Raw genomic sequence first — 11,412 nt, 5'->3', positions numbered from 1 at the left:
CAAACTGTGTGATGTGGGCAACTTCTGAGCTGATGAATCCACGGTAAATCGAGGTCGTCATACGTGTCCAAGCGTTTTTATGCATCCGGTGATACGCTCAATGCATGAGCCCAACCCTGTCCCAACTCAAGGGATTCGTTGCCGTCGCGGAAGAGCTGCACTTTGGCAGAGCCGCAGAAAGACTCCACTTAACGCAACCAACGTTGACCCGAAACATTCAAAACCTGGAGCGGGCGGTGCATGCCAAGCTCCTGGAACGTGGAGGAAAGGAGATCTCCCTAACAGTCGCCGGGGCCTTGGTTCTGGCTGATGCACGAAGGATCATTTCCATTGCGGAGGCGCTTCCACAGCTTGCCCATAAAGCAGAAGCGGGCGAGGTCGGTACGCTGCGCCTCGCGTTCACTGCGATGGGCGCGTATGCAGTCCTTAATGAGTTTCTGACCTATGTCAACAATCTCTTCCCATCGGTGGACATCAACATCGTGGAGATGGTGAGCGAGGCCCAATTCGAAGCACTGGCAAACGGAGAACTGGACGTGGGCTTGGCGCGACCCGCGGTTCCTGAGATGTTCGGATCCAGGCACCTTCACTCCGAAGAAATGGTTGCGGCGCTGCCCGCCGGTCATGGGCTGGCCGATGCCCCCGGGCCGCTGACTCTCGAGGGCGCAATGGTTGGCGACTACATTGCCTACAGCAGCCTCGACCAGAAGTACTTCCACGATATGTGCGCCACTATGCTGAACCTGGATCGCTTCTTGACATCCCATAGTGTGTCCGAGATACCGGCCATGCTGGCATTGGTCCGCGCCGGTAGAGGGGTGGCCCTTGTTCCCAAGTCCGCGACGCTTTTGAGAGTGGACGGCGTCGTCTACCGGGAGCTGGACCCGGTGGAGTCCCGGCGGGTAAGTCTCAGCGTCTGCTGGAACCCGGACAACAGCAATCCGGCCTTGCGTGCCCTGCTCCCGCATCTGGACCGCATGCCAACCTACGGATCTCCCATAACGGACAGCGAATCGATTCAGGAGCTCGTATCAATGGGAGCTCCTGACACGCGTTAGGCAAGCCCGGCACCTGTGATGCCCTTTCCCGGAAGTTCGTCGGCGATAGACCGGTATCCGAATGCCAGGTCGTCGGCGTGGTCCTTCGTAACGTCACCCTTTGGTGCAATGCGTCAACACCGGACGCGGTCTTCACGAAGATGCGTTTACCAAGCTGCGACCGTTGGTTGCTTTATGCTGCCGTGAATGTCCGGGTGACGCGTGGGTACTCGGAGGAGTCTGAGCAGAGCAGGAGGTCTGCCCTGCGGCCTGGCGCCAGTTGTCCCCGATCGTGGAGGCCTGTTGCTGCGGCCGGCGCAGCGGTGATCATGCCGATGGCAGCAGGAAGCGTAGCGTGGCCCAGTCTGGCCAGTTCGAAGGCGGCCGGCAGCAGGCTCGACGGCAGGTAGTCGGAGGCCAGGATATGCAGGACGCCGTGCTGTGCCAACTCTGCGGCGGAAACATTTCCTGAGTGGGACCCGCCCAGCAGGATGTTGGGTGCCCCGGCTACGTTGGCGACGCCCCGTGCGGCCGCGTGCCTGGCTGCCTGGACTGTGGTGGGGAACTCTGCGATGGTGGCGTGCCGGGCGATGAGGTCATCGATTTCGTCAGGAGACGTAGGGTCGTGCCCCATGAGCTTGATGGACCCGTCCGCGGCCAGGCTGCTCAGCCACCCCAGGGTCTGCTCCCGGAGGGGGATCTGCTCATCCCTTTCGGCCACCAGCAGGTCAACGTGATGCTTGGCACTGGCCGGCGTCATCTGTTGGGCGTCCTGCAGCCACCGTTCCATGACGGAGCGGTCCTTGTACTGGCCTTGTCCTGGTGTGTGGTCCTCGTAGGACACCAGCGGGGTTCCGGGTTGCCCGGCGATCTGTTCGCGAAAGAGGTCAATGCCTCCGGGGCACCGAACGTCCAGCCGGTGCAGGACCCGATGGTCCATTCTTGGTTCGGGGTAGGCCTGTAAAGTGTCCTGTATTTCCGGTGCCTGCGGGGACTTGATGGGAATACCTACCGCTGACTTCAGCTGGAAAGACATGGCGTGGAAGGCGGTGGTGACCCCTGCCGCGAGCAGGTTGCTCTCGGCGGCGTGGAGGGCCAGCGGAACGGGAACGACGGCGCCGGGCCGGGGGCGGTACTCCCTCGCAAGGGCGTCGCTGTGGACGTCGACCAGGCCGGGCAGGCAGAGCTGTCCGCGTCCATCGACGTCGGCCCGTGTTCCGCTGCGGTGCGGGACGATGTCTTCGATGACGCCGCCGGATACGCTGACCAGCTGGTCCTCGAGGATGCCCTCGGGCGTGACGGCGCGGACATGTCCAAGGGTGTAGCTGTTCAGCATTGGCCCAGTTCCGTCACTACGTCGAAGACGTCGGGCCTGAGGTAGCTCTCCACATATTCCAGCCTTTTCCCCGACTCCGAGCAAGAGATCAGGCCGCGCAGCAGGATCTGCGGCGGCCTTCCCCTGAGCCCGAGGGTCTCGGAAATTTCGTTGGGCGGCGATGAGAGGCGGCTTTGGCTCCATTGGCGATGCGGGGAGTAGCCGTAGTGCCGGCGCAGGACGCCATCCAACGATCCATCGATGGTAAGGATGGCGGCCAGGCGGGGGACAGCGGCGGAAGGAAGTACTGAGATGGCCGTACTGACGGGCATGTCATCGATGTACCGAACCCGCTCCAAAACCGTGACTTTGGAACCTGCCTCCAGCTCCAGGATGTCCCGTTCCTCCGGGCTTGCCTGCCGTATCACCGGCTTGGAGTTGATGGTTCGGGGGTCCGCGCCGGCGGCACGGACCGTCTGCGTAAAGGACGGAGCCAGATCGCGGCTGATCCGGTACTCAAACCGCTGGGTACGGAACGTGCCGCTTCCCTTCACTTTGCGGATGAGCCAGCGTCGCTCCAGTTCGTCCAATGCGGCCCGGATCGTTTGCCTGTTGACCCCGAAGATGTTGCCAAGATCGTGCTCCGACGGCAGGGCGCGATTGACCGGAACATCGGAGAATTGCTCCATGATCTGTTCGGACAACTTTAGGTAGATGGGTTCGGACTGCATGAGGCAATCATAGCCTGCCCGAGTGCGTGCTTCGTTGAAAAATAAGGGATTAATGGCTGATGAACAATCGGAGAACGGTCCAGAATCTGTCTATACAGATTTATTTTTAAGGGCATGCTGGATGCAGCTGCACTGCGTATGACTAAACATCGCAGGACCAAACACTCAGGAGTACCACCAATGATCAAACTCGTGTGCCTCGATATGGCCGGAACAACAGTCCAGGACGGTGGCGTCGTCAAGGAATCATTCATTTCCGCCGTTACTGACATGGGCCTTGCATCAGGCTCGCCGGCAGCCCGCGATGCTGTGCAATATGCCTTGGACACCATGGGTCAGAGCAAGATCGATGTCTTCATGGAGATCTTTGGCGGCGACTCCGCAGCCGCCGGGAAAGCCAATGGCATGTTCGAGGCCGCCTATGAAAGGAACATCGCCTCGCTGGGAGTCAGCGCGATCTCCGGTGCAGCCCAAACCATCAGAAGCCTGAGGCAGGCCGGGGTAAAGGTCGTCCTGACCACAGGATTCTCGCCCGTTACCCGGGACCGCCTGATCACCTCCCTCGGGTGGGAAGGCTTGGTCGACGACGCACTTTCCCCCGCTGATGCGGGTCGTGGGCGCCCGGCACCGGACATGATCCTGACAGCGATGCTGCGGTTGGGGATCGACGACGTCCGCGAGATCGCCGTGGCAGGCGACACCACCAGCGACCTGCTGGCCGGAACGCGGTCCGGTGCATCGGTAGTGGCCGGCGTACTCACCGGTGCCCACACCAGGGAAGACCTCCAGACTGCGCCCCACACCCACATCCTCAATTCCGTCACAGAACTGCCCGGCGCCCTGCTTTCCTAGGCCGCGCCCCCTCACAAAGCTCCAGAACAGGATTCCCAATGAATTTCAAAGCCCTGTCCGCGTCAGTAGTTGGCTTGGCGAGCGTGGTGCTCCTCTCGGGATGCGCCTCAGCCAGTGAGCCCCAACAGTCAAGCGGGTTCCCTTCAGAGATCGTTATCGGTGCGATCCCGAATGAGAACTCCACGGACCTCACCGGTACCTACGAGCCCTTGATCAAGATGATCGAGGCCGAAACCGGCTCCAAGGTCAAGCTCCAGCAGGCCAGCGACTACGCGGGAATTGTTGAAGGAATGATCGCAGACCGGGTGGACATCGCCTTCCTCGGCCCGTTCTCCTATGTGATAGCCACAGCTAACAAGGCAGACATCCAGCCGCTTGGCGCCCTGACCAAAGCAAAGGACACCCCTGCCGGTTATTACTCCTTGGGCATCACCCAGGGCAGCAACGATGCAGTGACCAAGATCGAGGACTTCTCGGGCAAGGACACCTGCTTTGTTGACCCGGGTTCAACCTCCGGCTTCCTCTACCCATCAGCCGGACTGATCAGTTCGGGTGTCGCCTCCAGTGGCAAGGAAGCCGACATCAGCAAAGCGCTCAAACCGATCTACGCAGGCAGCCACGATGCCTCAGCTCTGTCCGTCAAGAGCGGGCAGTGCGAGGTGGGCTTTGCCATGCAGTCCATGGTGGAAGACACCCTTCCCGGCAAGGGGGAACTGAAGACCGGCGAGCTCAAATCAGTCTGGAAATCCGAGATGATTCCCGGCTCTGTCTTCGCGGTCCGCAACAAGCTCGGCGATGACGCTGTGGCCAGGCTGACGGCTCTCTTCACTGAGAAAGCCAACGCCGAATACTTCGAGTCCCAGGGATACTGCACAGGCAAGGAATGCCTGATGACCGGCGAACACGCCTGGGGTGTGGTGAAGGCCGGCGACGCCGACTACGACGGCATCCGCAACGTCTGCCTCACCACCAAATCTGAAAAGTGCGAGCCGTGACCATGACCCAGGCTGCAGCAACCGCGGGCTCGGACGCTCAACCCGAACCAGCCATCCGCGTCCGGAAACTCCGCAAGGACTTCGGACCAGTCACTGCACTTCAGGGAATCGACCTAGAGGTGGCCCCCGGCGAACTCACGGTCCTGCTGGGTCTATCCGGCTCAGGCAAATCGACCCTCCTTCGATGCCTGAATGGCCTGAATCCCATCACCGCCGGCGAGGCCACCGTCCTTGGACAGCCGGTCCATGGCATGACCAGCCGCGAGATGCGCAAGCTCCGCTCCAAAATCGGTTTTATCTTCCAGCACTTCAACCTGGTAGGCAGATTGACGTGCTTGGAGAACGTGCTGATCGGAGCGTCCGGACGGATACCGGGACCACGCTATGGAATCCTCAGCTATTCCCGCGCCCAGCGGCGTGAGGCGCTGACACATCTTTCGAGGGTGGGGCTGGGACAGCACGCGTTTCAGAGAGCCGACTCCCTGTCCGGCGGCCAGCAGCAGCGTGTGGCCATAGCACGGGCACTCATGCAAAAACCCGAACTGATCCTCGCCGATGAGCCGGTAGCATCGCTGGACCCCGAAAACGCTGCCAACGTGATGGATCTGCTGTTCCAGATCTGCCTTGAGAACAAGATCACCGTCCTCTGCACGCTGCATCAGGTGGACCTGGCAATGCACTGGGCCCACAGAATCGTGGGACTTCGGGACGGTGAAAAGGTCCTCGATTCGAACACCGCCGCCCTGTCCCGCGACGATGTCCTGAACGTATACCGGCAACTCCAGCCGGAGGCGGCCCCGGATGGAACCAGGGCATGAAGACCGCCTTGAAACCAGCCGTTGAACCAGAATGTTCGCGGGACAACCAGCAGGCAGCATTTACCAATGACGTACTCCGGCCACCGTTCAGCAGGGAAAAGTTTGTTCTCTGGATCGCGTTGGCGGCAATCGCCGGCCTGACAGTGCTCAGTGCACGTCAGATGGACTTCGACCTTGGCGCGCTCGGTGGCGGATTCGAGGACGTCGGCAACCTGCTGGAGCGCATGCTTCCTCCGGAGCTTGATGATCCCCCGCGTGTTGGGGAGCTTCTGGTGGAAACGCTGATGATGGCACTGCTGGGAACAGTCCTGGCAACGATCATTTCCATACCACTGGCCTTCCTGGCTGCCTCGAACACCACCCCGCATCCGGCAGTACACCATGCAGCGCGCATGATCATCACCATGTGCAGGGCGATCCCGGACCTCGTGTTCGCTGTGCTGTTTGTGCGGGCGTTGGGTATCGGTGTCCTGCCCGGCATCCTGGCACTCGGCCTGCACTCGGTGGGCATGATGGCCAAGCTCTTCGCAGATGCGATCGAGCAGATCGATGAAGGGCCCAGGGAAGCAGTACGGGCAACCGGCGCCGGACGGCTCACGGAGTTGGTCAGCGCAGTGCTGCCGCAAATCACGCCGGCGTGGATCGGCACCTTCATCTACCGGGTGGACATCAATCTCCGGACCTCCGTGGTCCTTGGCTTCGTGGGAGCAGGAGGCATCGGCTTCGCCCTGCAGGACGCCCTCCGCGGGCTGATGTACCAGAGCGCCATGGGTATCATCCTGGTTATTTTGCTCATCATCGCTGCCATGGAGTATCTTGCCGTCGCATTGCGCCGAACCCTTCTGGATGCAGCCGCCGATGGAGCGGCAGCGCCGGCCGTTCCCGGTCCCTCGGTTCGGCCACCTTGGACCAAGGGGCGCACGGTTCGCGGCTTGTGCGCAGCGGTGACAGTTGCCGCCGTCGTGGTTTCCGTCATCTATCTGGGCATCGACCCCTTGGCGCCCATCAAGCAGTTCACGGACCTTGTTTCAGTGTTTGGGCGGCTGATGCCGCCATCGGTGGATGGCCTACAGAATGCCTTGCTGAAAGCGGTGGGAGAGACCCTGGCCATCGGGCTCGTGGCGACAGTGGTCGGAGCCGCGGCGGCCATCCCCATGGGGATCCTGGCCGCCCGGAATGTCTCTCCATCCGTCCACACGTACCACTCAGCCAGAGCCATCATCCTGGTCGTTCGCGCCATCCCCGAGCTCATTCTGGCCGTGATTTTCGTAGCGGCCATCGGACTTGGACCCATGGCCGGCGCCATGGCACTGGGAGTAGGCACCATCGGATTCCTCGGCAAGCTCGTGGCCGATTCAGTGGAAGAAATCCCCGGCGGGCCGCTCGAGGCGGTCCGTGCTGCCGGAGGGGGGTGGTGGGACGTGCTGTTCGCGGCTGTGATCCCGCAGACACTGCCGCAACTCACAGGCCAATGGCTGTACATGCTGGACGTGAACATACGCACATCAACGGTCCTGGGAATCGTTGGCGCCGGCGGCATCGGCTTCCTCCTCATGGAATCCGTCCGCACACTCAACTTCGACGTCGCCGGCAGCATCATCCTGATCATTTTCTTCATCGTCTTCGCGATCGAAAGGCTCTCTGCATGGATACGCAGACTCTTCCGCTGACCGCATCCGCCCAGGTATGGACCGGTGGAAGCGACTTCCGCAACCTCAGCGTGGACCTGCCCGAACTGGCTCATGGCGAGGCGATGGCAACCATTGATCTCGCAACCATTTGCGGCTCGGACATCCACACGATTTCCGGACGACGTTCCGGACCCCACCCCGGCATTCTTGGGCACGAGGCCGTTGGCAGAATCACCAGCATTGGCCCCGGCGGGATACAGGACTTCAAGGGCAGGCAACTTCAGCCAGGCGACAGGGTGATCTGGAGCGTTACCGTCGCCTGCGGCCAATGCGCCAGATGCCGGGCAGGCGTCACGGCGAAATGCGTCGAGCTGCTCAAGACCGGCCATGAACCGCTCGACGGCGTTTGGGGTTTGTCAGGCGGCTACTCGTCCCACATCCATCTTCGCCGCGGCATCACCATGGTGTCGGTCCCGGAGACGGTGAGCGATGCGGCGGCCGCGCCCGTCGCGTGCGCCACCGCAACAGTGATGGCTGTGGTGGAAGCCGCCGGCATGCTTGCAGGCAAACGCGTCCTCGTCAGTGGTGCAGGAATGCTGGGAATCGTTGCCTGCGCTGTCGCCCAGCACCGGGGAGCATCAGCCGTGCATGTCCGGGACATCAATCCGGAACGGCTCGCGCTGGCCCAGGAGTTCGGAGCGACGGACGCAGCCGCACCCAACGCGGACCGCACGGGCCTTGCCGTGGACATCGCAATTGACGTGTCCGGCGCAGCCAAAGCCGTGGAGTCTGCCCTGGGAGCCTTGGACATCTCAGGTCGCTTGGTCTTGGCCGGCTCGGTCTCGCCGGGCCCGGCTGTGTCCTTCGACCCCGAAAAGATGGTCCGGTCCCTGCTGACCATTACCGGCGTCCACAACTACGAGCCCAGGCACCTTCAAGAAGCCATGGATTTCGTCAACGAAACCCGGGACACCTACCAGTGGGACGCGCTGGTGGAAGAACCCCGCGCCCTCGCAGAACTCCCGTTCGTCATGCAACCGCCCACCGGGCGATCACTCAGGAAATCGGTAACCCCCAACGTTGGAACAATAAGGAGAACATCATGACCACCCACAAATCAGTTGGACGACGCGGCTTCCTTGGGGGAGGACTCGCCTCAGCCGGGTTGACCATCGCCGCGACCGTGCCGGCGTCGATCCCGGCGCATGCCGCTGGTGGTGCGCCGATCCGCGCGGCAGTGCTGGAGTTCAACGATCCCTGGACCAAGGCAACCGGCCTGGGGGAGCTGCTGCGCCGGGCCGGGGCAACCGTGATCACCCTCGATCCCGGCCTGCCCGCCACATCGCAAGGCGTCGATCTCATTGCTTTCGGGACGTTCACCAACAACGCGCCCACCTATCTTGACTATGTGGCTGCGCAATCCTCGTCGCTGCGTGATTTTGCGGCAGCCGGCGGCGTGGTGCTGGACATGGCGCAGTCGGACCAGTATTCGCAGAAAGCGTCCTACCTGCCCGCACCGCTGAGCGCCACACGGGCCGACCCGGACCATGACGCCATCTACGCCATGGCGCCCGAACACCCTCTTGTCACGGCGCTGAGGACGGGCATCGACGGTCGGGTCTTGACTGACCGCGCTTCAGCGATCCGCGTCAGCTGGGAAACGTTGGTTGATTGGGAGTCCATGCGGGTGCTGCTCTCCTGCGCCCCCGGGGGCAACCCGAAGCCTCCCGCACTGCTGGAGGGCGCGCACGGAAAGGGCCGGTTCCTGGTGACCAGCCTGACCATCGACAAGTGCTTCAACGCTGCAGGTACAGCCATCCAGCCAGCCACCGCCGTGGGAGATAGTGAAGCGTTCTTTGCCGCGCTGACCAAATACGTCTCCTCCGTAAAGGCAGGGACCGCCCCGGCCGTGGTGCCGACGCCCAAGCCCAAGGAACCGGCCGCCGGACCCATGGTGGGCCACACTACGGATCGGACAACCCGGATCTGGCTTCGCCCCGGCCGGGACCACCACGCCATTCCCCGGTGGGAATGCACGGTCCGCAACCAAAAGGGCAAGGAAGAGCGGGTGCAGGCCACCCTCACCAGCGCGAACGATTACAGCCTGATCTTCGAAGTGGATAAGTTGCACCCCGGAACGCGGTACACGTTCACGATCGTTCCCGTCACCGGCGATCCGGAGTTCACCCCACTGATAGGTTCTTTCACCACTGCACCGTCGGACAACTCCAAGGCCAAGGTGGTCATGGGCGTCGGTTCCTGTGCCCCCTCCGGCTCGGACGCCGTCTGGGACCGCATCCTGGCTGAGGGGTGCGACAGCTTCGTTTTCATGGGAGACACCCCTTACATCGACTCCGTTGATTTGCAGTTCGCCCGCCAGCGCCACCGCGAGTTCCTTCAGGTTCCCGAGCTGGCACGGCTGGTCCGCTCCATTCCGACGTGGGGCACGTGGGACGATCACGACTTTGCGTTCAACGCCAGCCTGGGAGATGTGAAGGGCAAGGTCAACACCCGTACGGCATTCGTCGACTACCGTGCCAACGCCAGCTACGGTCATACAGCTGCCGGGGAACAGCAAACCCGGCGCGACGCCGGCGAAGGCGTCTACACGTCCTTCCGGCGCGGACCCGTGGAAGTGTTCCTCCTGGACCCCCGATGGTTCAGCCGGACCGAGGCAAGCTGGGCCGACGTCGGACAGCCAACATGCCTCGGCACGACGCAGTGGCAGTGGTTCCAGAAGGCCCTGCGTTCCAGTGACGCCACGTTCAAGCTGGTAGTCAGCGGAATGATCTGGGATGACAAGCAGAACGCGGAATCGGACGACTGGGGTACCTTCCCGCACGAACGCGAGGCGATGTTCGACTTCATCAAGGACGAAGAGATTCCCGGCGTCGTCCTTCTCAGCGGCGATATCCACGTATCCCGCGCCTTGAACTACGGTCCCCGCGTCGGATATGACCTCTGGCAATGGATCGTCAGCCCGCTGCACGACCGCACCATCGCGAGCCTCAACGTTCCACACCCTGCGCTGGTGCACAGCGCGGTTGAGCCGAACGTCTTTGCCCGGATCGAGGCTGACACCACTGTGAAGCCCGCAACCCTGAAAGCAACGTGGATCAACCGTGCCGGCGAGCGGATCTTCGAGGTCGCCACGACGTCCACGCAGCTCGGGCATCGCCACTAACCAGCTGTTATGGCTGACTCTGGCCGGCAACCACCGCAACAGGACACGACGTCGGCACCCACTGTGAGTGCCGACGTCGTGCCGACCTATGCAGGGCTGACCGGGCCCGCTAGGGACGGGCGAGCAATGTGCCCCACTTCGGGTCCAGCAGCGGGGCGCCGGCCAGTTTCAACGTGTGCCATAACGTGACCGCCACGGAATCGAGGACGGGTACTCCGGTGCGGTTTTCCACCTCCGCGGTGATGTTGGCGCCGTACAGGTTGGTGCACAGGAAGACCAACGCGTCCGGGTGTGAAGCAGCCAACTCCAGGGAGCCTGGCAGCATTTCTGTATCAGTCACGCGCGCGAAGGATTCGTTGTTGCTGAGGTCCAGGTGCCGGTGGCCGATGGTCTTGATTCCCTCTCGGGCGTAGGAGGAGATCACCGCTTCATTCACATCCACCGTGTAGGGCGTGAACAGGCCGATTCGTTCGGTCCTGAAGGTTTCAAACGCGTGAAGGTACGCGAGCGTGGAGGTGGTGGCAGGGATGCCGGTGGCCTCGGTGATTTCTCCGACCATCGCTTGATCGTGGGCAGCGCCAAGCCAGGATCCTGACGTGCCATTCCATGCGATGACATCCACGTCAGCGGTCGCCAATAGTTCGGCGGCGGCTCGCATGACGGAGGAGTCGAACTGCTTGTCCGAGGAATCGTCCAGGGCGATGCGCGTGACGGGGATGCGGGTCGAGTGAATGGTGACATCACGGCGGTCACCGAGAATTCTGTAGGTCTGCGGTTCAAGGCAAGTGTTGGAGGACGGCACGATCATGCCAATGCGGGTGGGGCGGCTGGTGGAAGGCACGGTGTCTC

General features: G+C 62.3%; 10 protein-coding genes. 7 read left to right on the top strand and 3 right to left on the bottom strand.

All coding sequences use genetic code 11. The features are described 5' to 3' along the window. Window positions 1–104 precede the first annotated feature (104 nt). Complete coding sequence (locus ACSSVG_RS22640; protein ID WP_492416456.1) at window positions 105–1,058, top strand: LysR family transcriptional regulator; 954 nt, start codon at window positions 105–107, stop codon at window positions 1,056–1,058. A 172-nt stretch (window positions 1,059–1,230) separates the two neighbouring features. Here ACSSVG_RS22640 and ACSSVG_RS22635 read toward each other — a convergent pair whose 3' ends face one another. Together ACSSVG_RS22635 and ACSSVG_RS22630 are read right to left on the bottom strand one after the other, a co-directional pair. Beyond that, window positions 1,231–2,373, bottom strand: coding sequence for an alpha-D-ribose 1-methylphosphonate 5-triphosphate diphosphatase (locus ACSSVG_RS22635; protein ID WP_492416454.1), 1,143 nt, complete (start codon window positions 2,371–2,373; stop codon window positions 1,231–1,233). Beyond that, entirely contained in the window at window positions 2,367–3,083 is a 717-nt protein-coding gene (locus ACSSVG_RS22630; protein ID WP_492416452.1) for a GntR family transcriptional regulator, read from the bottom strand. Before ACSSVG_RS22630 ends, ACSSVG_RS22635 begins: the two co-directional genes overlap by 7 nt. A gap of 180 nt (window positions 3,084–3,263) precedes the next feature. Here ACSSVG_RS22630 and ACSSVG_RS22625 point away from each other — a divergent pair, with 180 nt between their 5' ends. Genes ACSSVG_RS22625 through ACSSVG_RS22600 form a run of 6 tightly spaced genes read left to right on the top strand, consistent with a single transcriptional unit; the run spans window position 3,264 to window position 10,563 of the window. After that, window positions 3,264–3,935 carry a phosphonatase-like hydrolase gene (locus ACSSVG_RS22625; RefSeq protein WP_231340679.1) on the top strand — a complete coding sequence of 224 codons (672 nt, stop codon included), beginning with the start codon at window positions 3,264–3,266 and terminating at the stop codon, window positions 3,933–3,935. 38 nt (window positions 3,936–3,973) lie between these two features. Beyond that, a complete protein-coding gene (locus tag ACSSVG_RS22620) occupies window positions 3,974–4,930 on the top strand; it encodes a phosphate/phosphite/phosphonate ABC transporter substrate-binding protein (RefSeq protein WP_492416450.1) in 957 nt (318 codons plus the stop codon). Window positions 4,931–4,932: 2 nt separating this feature from the next. Then, window positions 4,933–5,748 (top strand): phosphonate ABC transporter ATP-binding protein, encoded by an 816-nt coding sequence (gene phnC, locus ACSSVG_RS22615; protein ID WP_231340693.1) that lies wholly within the window; start codon window positions 4,933–4,935, stop codon window positions 5,746–5,748. Continuing rightward, a complete protein-coding gene (gene phnE / locus ACSSVG_RS22610; protein WP_492416448.1) occupies window positions 5,745–7,418 on the top strand; it encodes a phosphonate ABC transporter, permease protein PhnE in 1,674 nt (557 codons plus the stop codon). Before phnC ends, phnE begins: the two co-directional genes overlap by 4 nt. Further along, window positions 7,394–8,485: a zinc-binding dehydrogenase gene (locus tag ACSSVG_RS22605; RefSeq protein WP_492416446.1), complete on the top strand. Its 1,092-nt coding sequence runs from the start codon at window positions 7,394–7,396 to the stop codon at window positions 8,483–8,485. Before phnE ends, ACSSVG_RS22605 begins: the two co-directional genes overlap by 25 nt. After that, entirely contained in the window at window positions 8,482–10,563 is a 2,082-nt protein-coding gene (locus tag ACSSVG_RS22600) for an alkaline phosphatase D family protein (protein ID WP_492416445.1), read from the top strand. The genes ACSSVG_RS22605 and ACSSVG_RS22600 overlap by 4 nt, the downstream gene beginning before the upstream one ends. 109 nt (window positions 10,564–10,672) lie before the next feature. Here the strand turns inward: ACSSVG_RS22600 and ACSSVG_RS22595 are convergent, their stop codons facing one another. Next, window positions 10,673–11,404: a maleate cis-trans isomerase family protein gene (locus ACSSVG_RS22595; protein ID WP_492416444.1), complete on the bottom strand. Its 732-nt coding sequence runs from the start codon at window positions 11,402–11,404 to the stop codon at window positions 10,673–10,675. Window positions 11,405–11,412 lie beyond the last annotated feature (8 nt).

Source organism: Paenarthrobacter sp. E2MeOHC11 (genome assembly GCF_058744955.1).
Note: the sequence above shows the minus strand (reverse complement) of the source record. Positions and strands in the feature narration are given on the sequence as shown.